This window comes from Peribacillus sp. FSL K6-1552, assembly GCF_038005205.1.
Classification (GTDB): Bacteria; Bacillota; Bacilli; order Bacillales; family DSM-1321; genus Peribacillus; species Peribacillus butanolivorans.
Genome location: NZ_JBBOST010000001.1, coordinates 1716182 through 1738750, shown reverse-complemented (window position 1 = coordinate 1738750; position 22569 = coordinate 1716182). Strand labels below are relative to the sequence as shown.

At 41.8% G+C, this 22569-nt stretch carries 16 protein-coding genes; 1 reads left to right on the top strand and 15 read right to left on the bottom strand.

Annotated features, from left to right (window positions below):
- Positions 1-8 precede the first annotated feature (8 nt).
- Both NST21_RS08435 and NST21_RS08430 read right to left on the bottom strand, forming a co-directional pair.
- The gene (locus NST21_RS08435; protein ID WP_340888673.1) at positions 9-884 is read right to left on the bottom strand and encodes a YicC/YloC family endoribonuclease; all 876 of its coding nucleotides are present in this window, start codon (positions 882-884) and stop codon (positions 9-11) included.
- A 154-nt stretch (positions 885-1038) separates the two neighbouring features.
- Positions 1039-3717 (bottom strand): calcium-translocating P-type ATPase, SERCA-type, encoded by a 2679-nt coding sequence (locus NST21_RS08430; RefSeq protein ID WP_098175389.1) that lies wholly within the window; start codon positions 3715-3717, stop codon positions 1039-1041.
- Positions 3718-4170: 453 nt separating this feature from the next.
- On the opposite strand from NST21_RS08430, the gene NST21_RS08425 reads away from it, so the two are divergent.
- Complete coding sequence (locus NST21_RS08425) at positions 4171-5898, top strand: Rqc2 family fibronectin-binding protein (RefSeq protein ID WP_340888672.1); 1728 nt, start codon at positions 4171-4173, stop codon at positions 5896-5898.
- 54 nt (positions 5899-5952) lie between these two features.
- Here the strand turns inward: NST21_RS08425 and pyrE are convergent, their stop codons facing one another.
- The 13 genes from pyrE to ileS form a co-directional block, all read right to left on the bottom strand.
- The gene (pyrE, locus tag NST21_RS08420; protein ID WP_056526619.1) at positions 5953-6588 is read right to left on the bottom strand and encodes an orotate phosphoribosyltransferase; all 636 of its coding nucleotides are present in this window, start codon (positions 6586-6588) and stop codon (positions 5953-5955) included.
- Complete coding sequence (gene pyrF, locus NST21_RS08415; RefSeq protein WP_056526616.1) at positions 6582-7298, bottom strand: orotidine-5'-phosphate decarboxylase; 717 nt, start codon at positions 7296-7298, stop codon at positions 6582-6584. The genes pyrE and pyrF overlap by 7 nt, the downstream gene beginning before the upstream one ends.
- Positions 7270-8211: a dihydroorotate dehydrogenase gene (locus NST21_RS08410; RefSeq protein WP_340888671.1), complete on the bottom strand. Its 942-nt coding sequence runs from the start codon at positions 8209-8211 to the stop codon at positions 7270-7272. Before NST21_RS08410 ends, pyrF begins: the two co-directional genes overlap by 29 nt.
- Positions 8208-8987, bottom strand: coding sequence for a dihydroorotate dehydrogenase electron transfer subunit (locus NST21_RS08405; RefSeq protein ID WP_057213535.1), 780 nt, complete (start codon positions 8985-8987; stop codon positions 8208-8210). Before NST21_RS08405 ends, NST21_RS08410 begins: the two co-directional genes overlap by 4 nt.
- Entirely contained in the window at positions 8984-12190 is a 3207-nt protein-coding gene (gene carB / locus NST21_RS08400) for a carbamoyl-phosphate synthase large subunit (RefSeq protein ID WP_340888670.1), read from the bottom strand. The genes NST21_RS08405 and carB overlap by 4 nt, the downstream gene beginning before the upstream one ends.
- A complete protein-coding gene (locus tag NST21_RS08395) occupies positions 12169-13275 on the bottom strand; it encodes a carbamoyl phosphate synthase small subunit (protein WP_340888669.1) in 1107 nt (368 codons plus the stop codon). The genes carB and NST21_RS08395 overlap by 22 nt, the downstream gene beginning before the upstream one ends.
- Complete coding sequence (locus NST21_RS08390) at positions 13272-14558, bottom strand: dihydroorotase (protein ID WP_340888668.1); 1287 nt, start codon at positions 14556-14558, stop codon at positions 13272-13274. Before NST21_RS08390 ends, NST21_RS08395 begins: the two co-directional genes overlap by 4 nt.
- The gene (locus NST21_RS08385) at positions 14521-15456 is read right to left on the bottom strand and encodes an aspartate carbamoyltransferase catalytic subunit (RefSeq protein WP_340888667.1); all 936 of its coding nucleotides are present in this window, start codon (positions 15454-15456) and stop codon (positions 14521-14523) included. Before NST21_RS08385 ends, NST21_RS08390 begins: the two co-directional genes overlap by 38 nt.
- 196 nt (positions 15457-15652) lie before the next feature.
- Positions 15653-16942, bottom strand: coding sequence for a solute carrier family 23 protein (locus tag NST21_RS08380; RefSeq protein WP_340888666.1), 1290 nt, complete (start codon positions 16940-16942; stop codon positions 15653-15655).
- 182 nt (positions 16943-17124) lie between these two features.
- Positions 17125-17670: a bifunctional pyr operon transcriptional regulator/uracil phosphoribosyltransferase PyrR gene (gene pyrR / locus NST21_RS08375; RefSeq protein ID WP_056527097.1), complete on the bottom strand. Its 546-nt coding sequence runs from the start codon at positions 17668-17670 to the stop codon at positions 17125-17127.
- 193 nt (positions 17671-17863) lie between these two features.
- Complete coding sequence (locus tag NST21_RS08370) at positions 17864-18781, bottom strand: RluA family pseudouridine synthase (RefSeq protein ID WP_056526595.1); 918 nt, start codon at positions 18779-18781, stop codon at positions 17864-17866.
- A 4-nt stretch (positions 18782-18785) separates the two neighbouring features.
- Positions 18786-19244, bottom strand: coding sequence for a signal peptidase II (lspA, locus tag NST21_RS08365; protein ID WP_053345257.1), 459 nt, complete (start codon positions 19242-19244; stop codon positions 18786-18788).
- Between the two features lie 254 nt (positions 19245-19498).
- Positions 19499-22267, bottom strand: a complete 2769-nt coding sequence (ileS, locus tag NST21_RS08360) for an isoleucine--tRNA ligase (RefSeq protein WP_098175399.1) — start codon at positions 22265-22267, stop codon at positions 19499-19501.
- Between the last annotated feature and the right edge of the window lie 302 nt (positions 22268-22569).

The window sequence follows — 22569 nt, the reverse complement described above, 5'->3', positions numbered from 1 at the left end:
TAAACCGACTACTCGATATTTTGAACCTGTTCCTTTAATTTTTCAAGCAGACTTTTCATTTCAACCACTTCTTTAGTAATGGTCGAATCATTTGCCTTTGATCCAATTGTATTGACTTCTCGATTCATCTCCTGAACAAGGAAGTCAAGTTTTCTACCGATTGGTTCACCATGTGTAAGCGTTTCTGAAAATTGCTGTACATGACTTTCAAGTCTCGTCAGCTCTTCATTTATATCACATTTATCAGCAAAAATGGCCGCTTCTGTCACAATACGGCTATCCTCAATCAATCCTTCTGTCAACTCAGCTAGCTTGATTGCCAACCGTTCTTTATATTTCTCGACAACTGAAGGCGCATAGTTTTTAACCCCCACTACAATCTCACCAAACTTTTTCAGCTGATGTTGCAGATCCTGGGCCAGCTCCTGACCTTCCTGAGTCCGCATTTTTTTCAAGTTTTCCAATGCCCCCGAAACAGCCCCCATGAGCAAGGCTTCCAAATCGGTGGGAACAATCGGTACTTCTTCCGTCACGAAAATTGATTCAAGTTGTAGCATATCCTGTAATGTAACGGAACTTTCCAGGTTGTATTTCCCTTTAACCTTATCCATCAAACTCACATACTGATCAGCAAGATCCCAATCGATCTTGACCTTTTTGGAAACTAGGCTATCACCTTCTACTGTAATGAAGATTTCCACCCGTCCCCTTCTTATGTATTGATTCGCCTTTTTCTTCACTTTTTCTTCCAAAACCAAAAGTTGGCGCGGCATTCGAATCGTATATTCACAAAAACGATGGTTCACCGTCTTGATTTCGGCAAAAATCTTGACCTGTTCGTTTGCTGCTTCTTCTCTTCCATAGCCCGTCATACTGGTAACCATGGCTTCACTTCCTATCAAGCATAATGTAGTAACTTGGCGTTTACATTAATTATATATCAGCTTCAGCACGAACGCTTGAGCTTATAAATAAAAGGCTATAAAAATAAAAAGGTAATAGAGCAAGACTCTACCACCTTAAAGATTATATCATATTTCATTGTGCTTTTCTTGCTAAAAAAGTTCCTGCTAGTAAAAAAGTTGGGATGGACGACATTCCTATTACTAAAAGCCAATCCCTCCCGGAAATTGGAACGGTATGGAATATCGCTTGCAAGGGCTGAACATACATGACGGCGAGCATTAACAAAAGGGAAGACAGCACAGCTCCTACTAAATATAGATTACCAAATGGATTTCTCGAAAAGATTGATCGTTCACTTCTACAATCGAAAACGTGGATTAGTTGAGCAAGAACAAGGGTAGCAAATGCGATAGTTTGTGCATAAGTCAGATTATCAGGGTTCGCTCGATATACCACGTAAAACGCTATCAGTGTTGAAATTCCAATTAGAAAACCACGAGAGATAATTTTCCATCCAAGTCCTCTGCCGAATACACCTTCATTTGCATTTCTAGGATTTCTCTTCATCACATCGTCTTCTGGCGCATCAAGCCCCAAAGCCATCGCAGGAAGACCGTCCGTAACGAGGTTCACGAATAGAATTTGGATCGGGATTAATGGTAAAGGCAAGCCGCATAGCATCGCAAAAAACATAACCAAAATCTCTCCAACATTGGATGCGAGCAAATAACGAATAAACTTTCGGATATTTTCATAGATATTTCTGCCTTCTTTAATGGCTGATTTTATTGTTGCAAAATTATCATCAACCAATATCAAAGAGGAAGCCTCTTTGGCAACATCTGTCCCGGTGATTCCCATAGATATACCAATATCCGCTGATTTTATTGCTGGTGCATCATTAACTCCATCACCTGTCATCGCTACTACATGTCCTTTATTTTGCAATGCCTTTACGATTTTTAACTTATGTTCCGGGGAAACGCGAGCAAACACCGAAACACTTTCTACTATTTCCTCAAGCTCTCCGACTTCCATATCTGATAATTGTCTGCCTTCTAGTACGAGGTCTTTCCCTTTTAAAATACCAAGTTCTTTAGCTATCGCCTTTGCGGTTATTACATGGTCACCAGTGATCATGACGGTTTTGATTCCCGCATCACGGCACTCTTTAACCGCCTGCTTCACCTCTGGACGCGGAGGGTCAATCATGCCCTGCAGTCCCATGAAGGTCAAATTGCGCTCAGCTTCTGTTTCATGGAGCAGAATTGTTCCTTTCGAAAGGGGCTTATAACCAACGGCAATCATCCGCAGTGCCTGTGAAGCTAACTCACTCATGTCTTGTTGAACTCTTTCCTTACTTTCCCGATTCAGCGGGCCCGACTTCCCTTCCCATAGAATCGTGTCGCACTGGGCGAGCAATACATCAGGGGCCCCTTTTACGATGACGAAATGATTCTCTTTATCATCCTTCACTATAACGCTCATCATTTTCCGGCCCGAGTCAAATGGAAACTCCTTCACTATCGTGAACCGAGTAGATAAGTATTCCCTTGTCAAACCTGCCTTCATTGCGGCAACCAACATCGCCCCTTCTGTCGGATCTCCATCAAGGACATATTGTTTTCCTTTCTCGTTTAGTTCAGCTTTGTTACAGAGCAGTCCAAATGTCATCATTTGAAGCAAAGCTTTGTGGTTTTTCGGAGCAACGGAAACTCCACCTAATGAAAACTCCCCAATCGGATTATATCCAGTCCCGCTGACATCCCAGGTTTTACCTCCACTCCAAATTTTAGTCACCGTCATTTTGTTTTGCGTCAGTGTACCTGTTTTATCTGAGCAAATCACTGTTGCGCAACCAAGTGTTTCGACCGCTGGAAGCTTACGTACGATCGCTTTTTGTTTGATCATACGCTGAACGCCTAACGACAAGGCTACAGTCACAATTGCTGGCAATCCTTCCGGAATCGCCGCAACTGCTAAAGAAACGCCTGCTAAAAACATTGTATAGAGATCATGTCCTTGAATGACTCCAGTCAGTACGACGATCACCGTTAATATCAACGCCGTGACGATTAAAATTTTACCTAGCTGCTCTAAACGGCGCTGTAAAGGTGTTTCTTTTGTTTCAGCTGTCTGAAGCAAGTCGGCAATCTTCCCCATCGCAGTATTCATGCCTGTAGCGACAACAATACCTACTCCATTCCCTCTTGTAACCATGGTTCCCATAAAAGCCATATTTTCCTGATCACCGATACCTTCTAACTCATTAATTATTGGATCAGAACATTTAACAGCCGGGAGCGACTCACCGGTAAGTGCCGACTCTTCAATCTCAAGGCTTGAATTATCAACAATCCGTAAATCGGCGCCAATTCTATCCCCGCTCGAAAATTTCAAGATATCCCCCACTACGACTTCTCTAGATGGAATCTTCAGCCAGTGACCATTCCTAAGAACATGGACTTGTGGCGCTGACATTTCCTTCAGGGCATCCAAAGATTTTTCGGCCTTTCGTTCTTGAAAAAAACCTAGCACTCCATTCAAAAAAACAATCGCCATGATGGCAATCGCATCGATATATTCACCCAAAATACCGGAGACCAAGGTCGCCGCAAGTAAAACAATGACCATAAAATCTTTAAATTGTGCGAAAAATAAAAGGATGGCTGACTGTTTTTCTCCTTCTTTTAATTCGTTAAAACCATGCTTATGCAGCCTGTCCTTTACTTCATCATCGTCCAAACCGTGTGTAACGTTTGTTTGAAGCGCTCTCTCCATTTCTTGCTTATTCATTTCCTTGAACTCCATCAAGTATCACACATCCCTTTGAATAGAATGAAATAGGCCCCTGTATACAACCAAACAGGCGCTCTAGATCTGCTCATCCAACACCTGTCCGCATACTAAATACATAAAACAACCTGCTCTTCTTCCATGATTATTCAGACTCGTCCAAAAAAATGCTATAATTAAACAGAAATGCGAAAGATGAACGAACCTTATCCCAAATTGGACGAACAACTGCGTATAAAAATAGGCCACCATAAAAGGTAAACTTTGGCTAGTTTAAACTAGGTACATATAAGAATTGATCAATTCTTATATGTACCTGAACATTTTAAAGCTCGCTTCATCGAGTTTTTCTAAACTTGCAAATGCCACTTTTGCAAGTTAATTATAGGACGAAAAACTCTCTGTAGCTAACATCAATTAAAATCAATGGAGTCATAGAAAATCTTATGTAAAGGAAGTAAAAATAGAATGTCATTTGATGGATTATTTACGAAAGCGATGACGGAAGAAATCGCTTCTATACTAAAAGGTGGACGCATCAATAAAGTTCATCAGCCTTATAAAAATGAAGTTATCCTGGTTGTTCGCGCTGGAGGTAAGAACCATAAACTCTTATTATCAGCCCATCCAAGCTATTCAAGAGTACAGTTGACAGAAGAAAGCTATGAAAATCCAAAAGAGCCGCCAATGTTCTGTATGCTGCTTCGAAAGCATCTCGAAGGCTATACGATTGAAGATATTTATCAATATGAACTAGATCGGATGATTATTTTTGAGGTGAAGGGTCGTAACGAGCTTGGTGATGTCTCGCAAAAGCAGTTAATCGTGGAAATCATGGGTCGTCACAGTAATATTGTTTTAGTTGATAAAGAACGGAATATGATATTAGACAGCATTAAGCATGTCTCCTACGCTGTGAACAGCTATCGGGCGATATTACCTGGGCAGGAATACAAAGTGCCCCCCGCACAAGAAAAGCATAACCCCTTTGATGCTACTGAGGATGATATAAGGAAAAATATCGACTTTAATGCGGGAAAACTCGATCGTCAACTTGTTGCCCAATTTTCTGGAGTTTCTCCGTTAGTTGCAAAGGAGGCCGTTTATCGGGCAGGGTTGGCCAACAGTACCACTCTTCCATCTGCCTTTTCAAGTCTTATCAAGGAAATATCGGAACAAAAATATTCCGCAACTATAAAACAAGACGGCAACAAAGAAGTGTTTTATATGCTTTCGCTAGAGCACCTGACTGGAAAATACCGAACATTTTCTTCCTTAAGCGAGATGCTTGATCGGTATTACTTTGGAAAGGCAGAGCGAGATCGGGTAAAGCAAAAGAGTCAGGATGTAGACCGTTTCATTGCGAATGAAATTGAAAAGAACTCTAAAAAGATCGGCAAACTCGAACGAACATTAAAGGAAACGGAACGCGGAGAACAATACCAATTGTTCGGTGAACTGCTGACAGCTAACTTATATCAAATGAAAAAAGGCATGAAGGAAATTGAAGTGGTCAATTATTATGATGATGAACAAAGTATGGTCATAATCCCTCTTGACCCATTAAAAAACCCATCTGATAATGCGCAAAAGTACTTCTCTAGATACCAAAAGTCCAAAAATGCAGTCGGTGTCGTACAAGAGCAAATCGAGAAAGCAAAATTGGAATTAGCCTACTTTGAAGCGTTGCATCAGCAACTCCAATCGGCTTCACCTAAAGATATTGAGGAAATACGCGAGGAACTTCAGGAAGAAGGATATATTCGTCAAAAAAAGAAAAAAGGCATGAAAAAGCCTGCCAATGCAAAACCACAACTTGAAACATATTATTCCACAGATGGAGATCTCATTTTTGTCGGGAAAAACAATAAACAAAATGATTATTTAACGAATAAATTTGCACGTCGCGATGAAATTTGGCTTCATACAAAAGACATCCCTGGGTCACATGTTGTGATTCGGAATGAATCACCGAGTGAAGAAACCATAAAAGAAGCAGCAGTTTTAGCAGCCTTCTTCAGTAAAGCAAAGCAATCGAGTTCGGTGCCCGTAGACTTTACACAAGTTCGCCATGTAAAGAAGCCGAATGGCTCGAAGCCCGGCTTTGTCATCTATGAACAGCAGCAAACCGTATATATTACACCAGATGCAGATACAGTCATTCGCTTAAAAGAAGCAGAAGCTGTAAAGGATTGATTTAAATACAAAAATATAAGTGTGTCCCAATCTACAAGATTGGGACACACTTTTTTATGCTAAAATCCACGCTGTATCTTCTGGGTTTTCCCGCCATTTTTTCAACTTTTCCAGTTCGCCTTCTGTGATGTAGCCTTTTTCGTTAGCGACTTTGATTAAGGTAGAATAGTCACTTAATGAATAGTTCGTAATGCCTTCAGCAAGGAACTTTTCTTTTCCCTTTTCCAGTTCGTAAGAAAAGATAGAAACGACCCCAAGGACATCACAGCCAGCTTCCTTAAGCGCGTTAACAGCCGTAATTACACTTCCACCGGTTGAAATCAAATCTTCCACAACCACAACTTTTTGTCCTGGAACAGCGCGACCTTCGATTTGATTGCCCTTACCGTGCTCCTTCGCTTTGGAGCGAACATAGCACATTGGTGCATCTAATTTTTCACTCACCCAAGCCGCATGCGGAATGCCAGCCGTTGCAGTACCGGCAATCAATTCAGCCTCAGGGAAATGCTGTTCAATTAATACTTTCAATCCTTCTGCTATTTCCTTGCGAACCTCAGGGTAAGAAAGGGTTAAGCGGTTATCGCAGTATATAGGGGATTTAATTCCAGATGCCCATGTGAATGGTTCATTCGGCTGTAGGTACACTGCTTTAATTTCTAATAGGTGTTCGGCTATAGTTTGGTTTAACATGATATTCCCTCCCAGGCTGCTTTCATATCTAAGTATGCTGTTAATGGATCTTTCGCCCCAGTTATCGCTCTACCTACAACGATGGCATCAGCTCCAAAATTTCTTGCCTGTTCAGGCGTGGCAATTCTTTCTTGATCGTGTGTTTGGCCACCTGCATTACGGATACCAGGTGTGACCGTTAAAAATTCCGGGCTAATACGTTCATGAATTGTCTTTACTTCATGCGACGAACAAACAACGCCGTCTAATCCGGCCTGCTGAGTAAGCTTTGCATAATGAAGCACCGAATCCTCTAGAGAGCCGGCAATGTTTTGGTCAAGATTCATTTGTTCCTGTGACGTGCTTGTCAGCTGTGTAACCCCTATACATAACGGACGTTTTTTTCCTGCAGCTGTTCCACTATCTAGACCTTCCAGAGCTGCTTCCATCATATTTTGGCCACCTGCTGCATGGACATTTACCATGTCAGCGCCTAAAGCTGCCAGACCTGTCATTGCCTTTTTGACTGTGTTCGGAATATCATGAAGCTTTAAGTCTAAAAACACATCGTGGCCTTGCTCTTTTACGTAAGAAATGATTGACGGTCCATTCTGATAAAATAATTCCATTCCCACTTTTACAGCTAGTTTTTCAGATGAAAACTGTTTTAAAAATTGTTCTGTTTGAATTAGGTTGGGAAAATCAAGCGCGATAATTAGCGACTGCTTCATTCTGCTTCCAGCTCCTTCCGGTACATTGTGAAATATGATCAAATCCTAGCTCATCCAGCAGATTGGGTAATTCTTCAATTATGGTTGGGCATACAAACGGATCCACGAAGTTAGCGGTTCCCACTGCAACAGCGCTAGCACCTGCGTAGAAAAACTCAATGACATCTTCCGCTGTAGCTATTCCACCCATTCCAATGATTGGAATCGATACTTGCTGGCTTACCTCATATATCATCCGGAGAGCAACTGGTTTAATCGCAGGACCCGATAACCCACCAGTTTTGTTCGAAAGAATCGGTCGACCTGTTTTCAAATCCAAACGCATACCGACTAATGTATTGATCATTGTCAGCCCGTCGGCACCGCCTTCTTCAACTGCTTTGGCCATATCCACAATATTGCTGACATTTGGAGAAAGCTTCACATAAACAGGCACCGAGGAGACTTCCTTGACTGCCTTGGTTACCGCTTTGGCAACTTCCGGAACAGTACCAAAAGCGATACCACCTTCTTTTACATTTGGACAAGAGATATTCAACTCAAGAGCCTTTACATTGCCCACCTTACTTATGTTACTAGCAACCTTTACATAATCTGCTATTTGGGATCCCGCAACGTTAGCTATGATAGGTACATCATATCCACTTAGCCAGTTCAGTTCCTCATTGATGACTTTAGTCAAACCTGGATTTTGTAAACCAATCGCGTTCAGCATTCCCGAAGAAGTTTCCGCAACACGCGGGGTTGGATTACCGAACCGCGGCTCAGGGGTTGTTGCTTTAATCATAATTGCTCCCAGTACATCCAAGTTGAAAAACTGGCTGTATTCACGACCAAATCCAAAGCAACCAGATGCTGGCATGACCGGATTTTTCAGGTGTAATCCTGGTAACTCAACTGAAAGTCTGCTCATAATACCACCTCTCCTGCCCGGAATACGGGTCCGTCGCTGCATACTTTTTTGTAACTGAAACCATTTGGATCATCTCCTGTATGACACACGCAGGCAAAGCATGCACCGATGCCGCACCCCATTCTTTCCTCGAGGGATAGGTAAAGCTTTTTCTCACGATAGCCCGCTTCCAACGCTTTTAGCATTGGGGTCGGCCCGCATGAAAAGATCGTTGCAAACTCCTGCTCAAGGTTGTCAATCACAGTCGTCACAAATCCTTTTGTCCCATATGAACCATCCACTGTGGCAATATAGGTATCACCTAATTCACTAAACTCTTCTTCGTAAAAGATGGCTGACTTCGTTTGGAAGCCTAGCACATGTATTACCCTAACACCTTTAGCAACCAACATCTGCGATAGCTGATACAGAGGTGGGACACCAATCCCACCACCAACCAACAGAGCTGTTTCTCCCTTATTCGCTTCATGAACTGGAAAGCCATTGCCAAGCGGACCGAGGATATCTACACCTTCTGACTGCTTACACTGTGACAACAGCGTCGTTCCTTTCCCTTCAGCCCGGTATATCATCGTGAATTGTTTTTCACTATTATTATAAGAAGAAATCGAAATCGGGCGTCTTAACAAAGGCTCGTTGCCTTCAGTTGTCTTTACGTGTACAAACTGGCCCGGTTGCTTCATTTCTGAAACTAAATCACCTTGTAAGGTAAGTTCAAATATGGATGGAGCCAGTTCTTTATGAGTCAACACCTTCATCGTTTCCTTCTTGATCATGTATAGCTCACCTCACGACTTTTTTCCGTTTTCCCCATGGCTTCTGCCGAAAAGGTCATTGATTCAATCACTCTTAAAATGGCTTCTGCTGTATCCAGGGATGTCAGACATGTCACTCCATTTTCAACAGATTCGCGACGTATTCTAAAACCATCTCGTTCCGGCTGTTTCCCTTTCGTCAAAGTGTTGATGACGAATTGTGCGTCCCCATTTCGGATAACATCCAAAAGGTTTCTTCCCTCTTCACCAATCTTACCAACAACCGCAGTTGGGATACCAGATTGCTCCAACAGGGCGGCGGTTCCGCTTGTGGCAATCAACTTGAAACCAATATTATGAAAACGTCTTGCCAGCAATAGTGCTTCTTTCTTATCTTTATCCGATATCGTTAACAAGACTGAACCGTGACCTTGAATTTTGAAGCCGGAAGCAACAAGCCCTTTGTATAAAGCCTTTTCAAGTGTACTGTCTTTCCCCATTACTTCACCAGTCGATTTCATTTCAGGTCCGAGTGAAATGTCCACACCTCTTAATTTTGCAAAGGAGAAGACCGGCACTTTTACAAAGACTCCGCTTTGTTCCGGAACTAAACCGGATTGGTAACCCTGGCTTTCAAGAGTGTGTCCTAAAATGACCTTCGTGGCCAAGTTCGCCATCGGCACATTCGTGATCTTACTTAAGAATGGAACCGTACGGCTAGAACGCGGATTTACTTCAATGACATACACTTCGTCATTACTGATGACATATTGAATGTTCAAGAGTCCGATAATATTCAAGCCTTTTGCCAATCTAGTCGTGTAATCGATGATCACTTCTTTTTGTTTTTCCGTTAAGCTTTGCGGAGGGTAGACGGCAATCGAATCACCGGAGTGGACGCCTGCGCGCTCGATGTGCTCCATGATTCCAGGAATAACGACCGTTTCGCCATCAGAAATCCCGTCGACTTCGACCTCTTTCCCCGTTAAGTAACGGTCAATCAGGACAGGATGATCCGGATTGATTTTCACCGCATTTTTCATGTAATGCAGCAATTCTTCTTGCTTATAGACGATTTCCATTGCTCTTCCTCCGAGAACATATGAAGGTCTTACTAAAACGGGATAGCCGATATCTTCAGCTATGACGATAGCTTCATTGACAGATGTAGCAGTTTTACCTTTTGGTTGCGGAATGCCTAAATCCTTAAGAGCACTTTCGAATTTATTACGATTCTCCGCACGATCCAAGTCTTCTAGGGAAGTACCTAGGATCTTCACTCCTCTTTCAACCAGACCATCTGCAAGATTGATTGCAGTCTGGCCACCAAATTGGACGATAACACCTTCTGGTTTTTCCAAATCGATAACATGCATCACATCTTCAAGTGTTAATGGCTCGAAATAAAGCTTGTCAGATATACTGAAATCCGTCGAAACCGTTTCCGGATTGTTGTTGATAATAATTGCTTCATAGCCTGCCTCTTTGATGGCCCAGACAGAATGGACCGTCGCGTAGTCAAACTCTACCCCCTGTCCAATCCGTATTGGACCTGATCCTAGCACAATGACACTTTTCTTATCTGTAACAATTGATTCATTTTCGTCTTCGTATGTTCCGTAAAAATATGGTGTTTCCGATTCGAATTCCGCTGCGCATGTATCTACCATTTTATAAACCGGCACGATTCCTTGTTGTTTCCGATATTCATAAATTTTCTTTTCAGAAACTTCCCATATATCTGCAATCGTTTTATCAGAAAAGCCAAGTTCCTTAGCCTTCTGCAGGACTTCACAATCGAATGAATGTTCTCGAAGTTCTTTTTCAAAGTCGATAATCTTTTTCAGCTTATGGAGGAAGAATAAATCGATTTGGCTCCATTCGTGAATGGTTTCGATTGTTTTGCCTCTTCTTAGTGCCTCACCGATATAAAATAACCGCTCATCTCCAGCTTTCCTAATCCTTTTTTCTATTTTTTCGTCCTCGAACTCGTCGTTCAACTCGAGATGATAAAGTCCTGCTTCAAGGGAGCGCACAGCTTTTAATATTGATTCTTCAAATGTACGACCGATTGCCATGACTTCTCCAGTCGCTTTCATTTGTGTACCCAGTCTACGGTTGGCGCTTTCGAACTTATCAAAAGGCCAGCGTGGAATTTTCGTGACAACATAGTCAAGCGCGGGTTCAAAGCTGGCATATGTTTTGCCTGTAACAGGGTTCATCATTTCATCGAGCGTCAAACCAACCGCTATCTTAGCCGCAAGCTTTGCAATCGGATATCCTGTCGCTTTTGAAGCAAGTGCTGACGAACGGCTGACCCTTGGGTTAACTTCAATAACATAATACTGATAGCTGTTTGGATCTAGCGCAAGCTGAACATTACATCCACCTTCAATTTTCAAGGCGCGGATAATCTTCAAAGACGTATTTCTAAGCATTTGATACTCTCTGTCACTTAACGTTTGGCTTGGTGCCGCAACAATAGAGTCACCTGTATGTACCCCTACAGGATCAAAGTTTTCCATATTACAAACGACAATCGCATTGTCATTGGAATCACGCATCACTTCATATTCCACTTCTTTGAAACCGGCAATACTCTTCTCAAGCAGACATTGATGAACTGGGCTGCTTTTTAGGCCACCTTCAACAATCTCGATTAATTGCTCCTCGTTATCACAAATCCCGCCGCCTGTTCCACCTAGTGTAAAGGCTGGGCGTACGATAACTGGATAACCTACTCGTTCCACGAACGTATAAGCATCATCCAAATTATGAATAATGTCGCTGTCAGGAACTGGCTCCCCAAGGTCGTTCATCAGGGTCCGGAACAAATCACGGTCTTCTGCTTGTTGGATAGCGGAAAGTTTCGTACCAAGAATCTGCACATTGCATTCTTCCAAAATCCCTGCATCGGCCAGTTCAACAGCCATGTTCAAGCCAGTTTGTCCTCCTAGAGTCGGAAGCAGAGCATCAGGACGCTCTTTACGGATGATTTTGCTGACAAATTCCAGTGTGATCGGCTCGATATATACCGCATCCGCCATTTCGCTATCTGTCATGATTGTGGCAGGGTTTGAGTTAATTAGGATTACTCGGTAACCCTCTTCCTTTAAGGCAATACATGCTTGAGTTCCTGCATAATCGAACTCAGCAGCCTGGCCGATTACGATTGGACCAGAACCAATTACTAGGATGCTTTTTATATCTGTGCGTTTTGGCATGTTTTTTCCCCCTTCGTAGGTGCAGCTTCAATCATTTGTAAAAATTCATTGAATAAGTAGTTGGCGTCTTCCGGACCAGGTGAAGCCTCCGGGTGATATTGAACTGTGAAAGCCGGATATTTTTTATGGCGTAAGCCTTCAATTGTATCGTCATTTAATGCTGTATGTGTCACAACAAGGTCAGTGTTTTCAATAGAAAGCTCCTCGACTGTATATCCATGATTTTGAGAAGTGATGGATACTTTTCCAGTTCGAAGGTCTTTAACCGGATGGTTAGATCCTCGATGACCAAATTTCAATTTTTCTGTATCTGCCCCGTTAGCCAGCGCGAATAATTGATGACCCAGGCAAATTCCAAATAACGGTACTTCTTTCTGCACTATACGAATCATTTCAAGCGTTTCCTGAACACTTTTCGGATCTCCAGGACCGTTTGAAAGCATCACTCCATCTGGATGATATTGCAGCACTTCCTCTGCCGTAACGTTATAAGGTACAACCACTACATCACAACCACGCTTAGTCAACTCGCGTAAAATACCATGCTTCATGCCATAGTCAACAAGAACGACTCGCGGGCCTCTTCCAGGACTTGAGTAGGCAGCTTTTGTTGAAACCTGCTTCACTTGATTAGAAGGAATCACTGTTGCTTTTAGCTGGGAAACAATCTCTTCAGCATCTTTATTGATATTGCAGAGCGCTCCTTTAAGTGCACCTGATTTCCTGATGATTCTTGTTAGCTTTCTCGTATCGATTCCACTTATGCCAGGTATGTTCTTCATTTTCAAATATTCATCAAGAGATAATTGGTTGCGCCAGTTGGAAGGAAGATCAGCTGTTTCCTTAACGACGAACCCTGATATCGCTGGATTGATAGATTCAAAGTCATCTCGGTTTATTCCGTAGTTTCCTATTAGCGGGTAAGTTAGCGTAACTATTTGGCCGCAATAAGATGGATCAGATAAAATCTCCTGATATCCTGTCATTCCTGTGTTAAAAACAACTTCACCTATTTTTTCTACGTCCCCTCCGAATGCTTCGCCGATGAATACCGTTCCATCTTCTAAAATAAGCTGTCTTTTCATCCTTGAACACTTCCTTTTTCCCAAGCTGTTTTTCCTTCTGCAATCGTCATAACTGGCCAGCCATAGCATTTCTTTTCATTAAAAGGTGTATTCTTTCCTTTTGAAGCAAACTCTCCGATATTAATTTCTTTTTCCGTATCCAAATCAATTAATACGATATCAGCAGTAGCACCTTCCTTTAGCTCTCCATAAGGAAGTGAGAAACTTTCAGATGGTTTGATGGTCATGAAGTCGATCAATTGCTTTAAGGTGATTACATCCTTTTTGACTAATTCTGTGTAAAGCAGCGGGAAGGCCGTTTCTAGTCCCACAATTCCAAAAGGAGCTAGCTGCATCCCTTGAGCTTTTTCCTCAGCCGTATGCGGAGCATGATCTGTAGCAATAAAGTCGATTGTTCCGTCCAGCAGGCCTTCTATCAAAGCGTCACGATCTTCTCGTCCTCTTAAAGGCGGGTTCATTTTATAATTCGTATCAAGTCCTGGGATATCATCTTCACAAAGCAATAAGTGATGAGGTGTAACTTCCGCTGTGACCCGGATACCTGCACGTTTGGCGTCTCTTACAGTTCTCACCGATTCTTTCGTAGAAATGTGGCAGACATGATAATGGCAGTCCGCTGCTTCCGCAAGAAGGATATCCCTGGCTATATGTACAGCTTCGCATACAGATGGGATTCCATTGATTCCTTGTTCTTTGGAGTATCTTCCTTCATGTACAGAGCCTTTATTGATTAAGCTATTATCTTCACAATGAGCAACAATGGCCATATCTTGAGCGGCAGCCTGTTTCATCGCAGCCAGCATCATCCCGGCTTCTTGGATTCCGACGCCGTCGTCTGTAAAAGCGAAAGCCCCAGCTTGTTTTAAAGAAGAAAAGTCAGTCAATTCTTTGCCAGCCTCTCTAATCGTGATGGATGCATAAGGCAATACACGAACATGTGCTGTTTCTTCAATTTTCCGGTTAAGTGCTTCGAGATTTTCTATTGTATCAGGAACAGGTCTTGTATTAGGCATCGCCGCCACAGTCGTAAAACCGCCTCTTGCTGCTGCAAGCGTTCCAGTTGCTATTGTTTCTTTATGCTCACCGCCTGGCTCGCGTAAATGGATATGCAAGTCAATAAATCCTGGTGTAATAAGTAATCCTTTAGCATCTACTACCATACAATTTTCCGTTGCCAGGTTCTCTCCGATTTTCGTGATGATTTTTCCTTCTATTTCAATATCTGCTTTCTTGAATGAATTTTGATTATCTAGCAATACTCCATTTTTGATGACAGTTTTCATGGATGATTCCTCCCTCAAATTGTTCTAGCACATTTTTTAATACGGCCATTCTAATAAACACACCATTTTGCATTTGTTTAAAAATTCTTGAACGGCTACATTCGACTAAATCACTGTCAATTTCAACGCCGCGGTTTATTGGTGCAGGATGCATGATGATTGCACCCGGTTTCATATTTTTTTCACGTTTTTTGGTTAAACCGAATCTTTCCAAATAATCCCCATTTTCCTGATCGTATTTTTCATTATGTCTTTCGTGCTGAATTCGAAGTAGCATAACCACATCCGATGTCGCTATCGCTTGATCGATGTCTTCATATCTCCCTAAGCTGTTGTTTCTGTCAAACCATTCAGGCGGACCTGAAAATACTACATTCGCTCCTAGACGAGTTAAGGCTTCTGCATTCGATTTTGCAACTCGACTATGCCTCACATCCCCGATTATCGCAATCTTCAGACCTTTGAAATCTTTAAACTCTTGTTTTATCGTCAATAAGTCCAGTAATGACTGGGTTGGATGATTTCCGCATCCATCCCCTGCATTGATTATTGGAATCCTGATCTTCTCCTTCAATTCGTCAAAATAATTATCCTGCTCATGTCGGATGATCAAGGCATTGACACCTATTGCTTCTAACGTTTTAACAGTGTCATATAAGGTTTCCCCTTTTAACACGGATGATGTACCCGCATCAAAAGGAATGACCTCAAGGCCCAGTTTTCTTTCAGCCATTTCAAAGCTTGATTTTGTACGTGTGCTTGGTTCAAAGAATAGATTGGCAACCATGGTCTGCTGTTTAGGGTTCCAGCTCGTTCCATTGGCAAATCCCTCTGCCTCTTGTAGAATTTTTTCAATTTCAGTTATGGTCAATTCATTCATCGTCAATAATTTTTTCATTGGTCCTGCTCCTTTCACAATTTGTTGTGATGCGGGGTAAAAAAACACCCCGCCATTAAGGACAGGGTGTAGGTAATAAAGACTTGCAAGAACTTGGGCTGTTTATTTCCCGTTCTCATTTGTCTTTACAGCAACACCCTTTCAAGCCTCTCTGGACTTCTTTTAAAAGGTGATATATTGTGTGATACAGTTTGACTTATTTTTCAAAGATGTCTCCGGAAATTTTTTCTCTGTCCGGTAATATCAAGTTAAGCAAGATTCCAACAATCGCTGAAAGTGCCATTCCAGATAGCGATACCTTATCCGATAATTGTACAAACGCTCCGCCGATTCCAAGTACCAGGATGACTGAAGCTATCATCATGTTGCGTTTTTTATCAAAATCAACTTTATTATCAATCAGCATCCTTAATCCGCTTGAAGCGATGATACCGAAAAGTAAGATTGATATTCCACCCATCACAGCTGTAGGAATCGAGCTGATGACTGCTGAAATCTTACCGTTAAAGCCAAAGACGATTGCAGTTAAAGCAGCTCCGCCGATGATATACACGCTAAATGCCTTTGTCATCGTCAGGACCCCGATATTTTCACCATATGATGTTAGTGGTGGCCCACCGATGAGGGAACCAATCATGATTCCGGCTCCATCCCCTAGGATGGATCGATGTAAACCGGGCTTTTCCAAAAAGTTTCTGCCAACTACTTTACTCAGTACCATCTGGTGGCCGATATGTTCTGATAATGTGACGACAGCCACAGGGACCATGATAGCAATGACTTCCCATGAGAAGATTGGTGTATAGGTTATATAAGGAAACATGAATTTCGGCATTTCCCACCATTGTGCAGATTTAATTGGTTCATAATCTATAATTCCCGCAACTGCTGAACAGCTGTAGCCAACTATAATCCCCATTAAAATGGGAATCAAGTTAATGAATCCTTTAAAGAAAACGTTACAGATAATGGTTACCGCTAAAGTTATTAGCGCTATTATAATATATGTGACACTGTATTTATCTTGCGGATCATACATCGCCATGTCTACAGCCGTTCCAGCGAGGCTTAACCCGATTACAATGATAACTGGTCCAACCACAACCGGAGGCAGCAAATTCATTAACCAGCGTAAACCGACTTTTTGGATAATCAAGGCTACTATTCCATATATGAGTCCTGCTGCAAAGCAGCCAATCATGGCCGCTTCCGGTCCGCCCAACCCCTTTGCCAAAATTATTGGCGTGATGAAGGCGAAGGATGAACCGAGATAAGCAGGTATTTGACCTCTGGTAATCAACAAGTAGGATAATGTTCCTAAGCCGCTTGAAACCAAAGCTACAGCCGGACTTAACCCTACTAGGAATGGCACTAACACCGTTGCACCAAACATTGCGAATAGGTGCTGGATACTTAATGTTATCCACTGGCCAACTCTAGGTACGTCTTCAACATCAAGTACGACGTCACTTTTTATTTCTTCCATTTTCATATCCCCCTCATGAAAATTGCATCAAAACTGCAAAAACCCTCTTTGCAGTATTACACAAAGAGGGTTTCTCAGAAGGTCATTACCTATACATAGGCATAGATCTCCCAATTCACTCCCCTTTGCCAGCCTCTCTGGACTGTCTTTAAAAGGGTTTTATTTAATTTTCATGTTGTTGTTTATTTTTCTAGTATAGTGACTTGATCTACTTCATCTACTTCTGTTAAAGTAACGGTGATTTTTTCCGATTGTGATGTTGGAACGTTCTTCCCAACGAAATCTGCACGGATCGGCAACTCTCTATGTCCTCTGTCAACTAATACTGCGAGCTGGATTTGTGAAGGTCTTCCCAGATCCACAAGTGCATCCATTGCCGCCCTAACGGTTCTACCGGTAAAAAGAACATCATCTACTAAAATCACTTTCTTATCGCTTATATTGACTGGAATGTCTGAACCTTTTACGACCGGTTCACCATCATTCGTATTTTTCGATAGGTCATCGCGGTAAAGTGTAATATCTAGTTCACCTAGCTGAATTTCTTTACCTTCTATTTGATTGATGCGCTTTGCAAGTCGGTCAGCCAAGAAAATCCCGCGTGTACGAATCCCAATTAAGACGCAATCCTCAATCCCCTTATTTTTCTCAATAATCTCATGGGCAATTCTCGTCAAGGCTCTGCTAATGGCCTGTTCATCAAGTACTATTGCTTTCTCATTCAACATATTGGCCACCCCGAATTCTTTCATCTGATTGGTCCCCTTTAACAAAAAATCCTCACACCCAGAAGGCGTGAGGATTTCATCGCTATGGGTACAATTATCCCATTTAGCGTATCCGTTTCCTTCTCAGTCTCTCTGGACTGTGTTAAAGGTTCTCATTAAGTTATTATTATAATATATCATAAAAACTTTATTGTCAATCCTTACTTCTACGTAATTGATTAATAAGATTTTCGAACTCTTCCGGAACTGGTGCTTCGAATTCCATATACTCATTTGTACGAGGATGAACGAAACCAAGCAAACCGGCATGCAATGCTTGTCCATCTAACTTCAACGTCTTCTTCGGACCATATTTTGGATCTCCTGCAAGCGGGAATCCGATATATTTCATATGAACACGGATTTGATGAGTTCTTCCTGTTTCAAGCTGACATTCCACCAAAGTAAAAGCAGTGAAACGTTCGATGACACGGAAATGAGTTACAGCATTTTTGGAATTAGAGTCTGTCACCGTCATGCTTTGGCGTTCTTTTTTATCACGGCCAATTGGAGCGTCAATCGTTCCGAAGTCATGTGGGATAACCCCATGAACAACAGCTTGGTACTTACGGGTAACAGTTTTATCAACCAGTTGCTGAACAAGCTTTTCATGCGCCATATCATTTTTAGCAACCATTAATAAACCTGATGTATCTTTATCGATTCGGTGGACGATACCTGGACGCATTACACCGTTGATTCCAGAAAGATCCTTGCAGTGAGCCATCAATCCATTTACAAGTGTACCAGATACATGTCCTGGCGCTGGGTGGACAACCATACCGCTCGGTTTATTAACAACCAGCACATCTGCATCTTCATAATAGATGTCCAAATTCATTTCTTCAGCGACTGCATCCAATTCCTCAAGTTCAGGAATCGTTACTTCAATTGTATCGCCTGTAATACATTTGTAATTCGTTTTTATTGCAGACCCATTAACTAAAACATGGTCATCTTTAATCCATTGCTGGACTTGAGTACGTGACCATTCCTCATTTAATGTAGAAAGAGCCTTATCAATCCTAACGCCTTTTAGTGTTTCATCGATGCTGTATAACCTTTTATCCATTATCTTACTCCTTAGCGTTTTTTTCTTCTAAAAACATATGAATCACGAGCAGTCCGACACCAATTGAAAGCGCAGCATCAGCAACATTAAATACTGGGAAACTATAGCTGAATATATAGGTATGAACGAAATCGACTACTTCCTGACGAACAACGCGGTCGATAAAATTACCAATCGCACCGCCTAGCATGAGCGCAAGTGAAACTCCAAGCAAACGGCTTTCCTTCGCCATTTTCTGAATATAATAGACAAGTCCAATAATGACAGCGATGGTGATGATGTAGAAAAACCACATTTGACCTTGTAGAATTCCCCATGCGGCCCCACGGTTACGATGCGAGGTGATATATAGAAGGTTTTCAATAATTTCAATGCTTTCTCCGTACTCCATTTTTTTCACAATCATCCATTTTGTCAGCTGATCGAAAGCTATGACCAAAAGGGCAATTAAGTAATAAAACACATTTTTTCCCCCAAACTAATCAAATCTTCACTTTTGAATTGTAGCATAAACTAGAAATAATGACTAATACGAAAAACAGAAGACCTCAATCAGCACGTGGAGAATATAAGCTTGGGCTGATAAGGTGCTCTTTTCCTTTTTTTTAGGAAACAATTTATTTTCGCAAATGATTTTGGCTGTTTCACACACTAGATACCATTTCCCATGAAAAAGGCCGGTCCCCTCATCTAATGGGAACCGGCCCTCCTTTTAAATTATTGATTCACATAATGCTCTTTCACTACAGTTGCACAGCGTGGGCAAAGTGTTGAATGTTCTTCCACTTGGCCTACTTCTTTTGAAACATTCCAGCAACGTTCACACGTTTCACCTTCTGCTTTTGTTACAAGAATAGCAATATCCTCAAGTTTCACCGCTTCTGCTGGGGCACTTGCCACATCGCCAGCGATTACAAACTCGGATACGATGAATAACTGTTCAAAGCTCTCTTCGATGCTATCAAGCAGATTCTTTGTTTCTTCATTTACATATACCATCACTTTTGCGTTAAGTGATTTTCCGATAACTTTCTGATTACGAGCTTCTTCCAATGCTTTTAAGACATTATCACGGACATCCATAAATGCCGTCCATTTTTCTTCAATGGCTTCAGCATTATCGATTGAAATTGCTTCGGGCATCAATGTCAATTGTACACTTTCTTCCGTTACACCTGGAATGAACGCCCATACTTCATCAGCTGTATGAGAAAGAATTGGTGACACCAATTTCGTTAAGCTGACCAATGATTCGTAAAGAACCGTTTGGATCGCCATACGATCTTTACCGTTAGGTGCTTCACAATATAAAATATCTTTCGCATAATCAAGGTAGAACGAACTTAAGTCCTGCGTACAGAAGTTATTGACCATATTATAAATTGTAGCAAACTCATAATTCTCATAGCCTTGTTTCGATTGAGTAATCAGCTTATTCAATTTTACTAGCATATATTGATCGACTTCACGTAATTCTTGGAATGCCACTTTATCAGTATCAGGATTAAAGCCATCCAAATTACCTAACAGGAAGCGGAATGTATTGCGGATTTTGCGATACACTTCAGAAACTTGTTTTAAAATCGGATCTGAAACTCTTACATCTGATTGGTAATCCACAGAAGCAACCCAAAGGCGTAAAATATCTGCGCCAAGTTGGTTCATGACTTTAGATGGAAGTACAACGTTCCCAATCGATTTACTCATTTTACGGCCTTCACCATCCAAAGCGAACCCGTGGCTTAACACACCTTTATATGGCGCTTTTCCTGTTACAGCCACACTTGTTGAAAGCGATGAGTTAAACCAACCGCGGTATTGATCCGAACCTTCTAAATAAAGGTCAGCCGGACGCTGCAGATCATCTCTTTCTTCAAGTACTGCTTGATGGGAAGAACCTGAGTCAAACCATACATCCATGATATCCGTTTCCTTCGTGAAGATACCGTTCGGGCTGCCTTCATGGGTAAACCCTTCTGGAAGAAGATCTTTCGCTTCCTGTTCGAACCAGATGTTTGACCCTTGTTCGCGGAATAATTCTGAAATATGGTTGATTGTTTCATCCGTGATGATTGGTTCACCATTTTCTGCATAAAATACTGGAATTGGCACGCCCCATGCACGCTGACGGGAAATACACCAATCTCCGCGGTCACGGACCATATTAAACAGGCGTGTTTCACCCCATGCCGGTACCCATTTCGTTTCTTCAATCGCTTTTAGCAGTTCACCACGGAAGTCTTTGATTGACGCGAACCATTGCGCCGTTGCACGGAAAATAGTCGGTTTCTTCGTCCGCCAGTCATGTGGATAAGAATGGGTAATGAACGTCAAATTCAATAGTGCGCCCACTTCTGTTAATTTTTCCGTAATTGGTTTGTTTGCTTGATCATAAAATAATCCTGCAAATTCCCCTGCTTCTTCTGTCATGACACCTTTTTCATCTACAGGACAAAGAACATCCAAGCCATATTTTTGCCCGACGATAAAGTCATCTTCCCCGTGTCCAGGTGCAGTATGAACACAACCAGTACCAGCCTCAGTTGTTACGTGCTCGCCCAACATCACTAATGATTCCCGGTCATAAAGAGGGTGTTTAGCAACGGCACGGTCCAGTTCGCTACCTTTTACCGATTTCAAAATAGTTGGGTTATCCCAGCCTAGAGATTCTGTAACTGATTCAAGAAGAGCTTCAGCTACTAAATATTTTTCATTTTCGACAGATACCACCACATAATTTAATTGTGGATGCAATGAGATTCCAAGGTTAGCTGGAATCGTCCAAGGTGTTGTTGTCCAAATAATGATTTTTACGCCTTCTTCAATTACACCTTTTCCATCTGTGACTTCAAAAGCAACATAGATAGATGCAGAACGTTTGTCTTGATATTCAATTTCAGCTTCCGCTAGGGCTGATTCACTTGAAGGAGACCAATAAACAGGTTTTTTTCCTTTGTAGATATAGCCTTTTTTCGCCATTTCACCAAAAACCTTGATCTGTTGTGCTTCATATTCAGGTTTTAGGGTAATATAAGGATTCTCCCAATCTCCGCGAACCCCAATACGTTTAAACTGCTCACGTTGATTGTTGATCTGTACGTACGCATACTCTTCACATAGCTTTCTGAATTCAGCTACGCTCATTTCTTTCCGCTTTACACCTTTTTTAGTTAGTGCCGTTTCAATCGGTAGTCCGTGCGTATCCCAGCCCGGTACATATGGTGCTTGAAAACCGCTCATTGATTTAAAGCGGACAATGAAATCCTTTAAAACTTTATTCATTGCATGGCCCATATGGATATCGCCGTTTGCATATGGAGGTCCATCATGCAAAATGAATAAAGGGCGTCCTTCAGTTTGTTCTTGCACTTTTTTATAAATGTCCATCTCTTTCCACTTTTCCTGGATTTCTGGCTCACGTTTCGGCAAATTACCGCGCATTGGAAATTCAGTTTTAGGCATCAATAAGGTATCTTTGTATTCCATTATAAAATCCTCCATCCGTCTTTTAAACAAATTCATTCGAACCGATGACTTGATATCCGGACAAAATAAAAAGCCCTCTCATCCCTAAAAAAGGGACGAGAAAGCTTTGCTTCCCGCGGTACCACCCTGGCTAGAAAGATTCACAATAAAGCGAATCCTTCCTCTCGAGCATTCGTAACGTGAATGAAACGCATCGTTTACTTACTGCAACAGCAGGTTCAACTCAGAACTCAAGGGTGATATTCAAATTCTTCGCTTATTCCGGGCTTGCACCATCCCCGGCTCGCTAAATATAAGTGTTT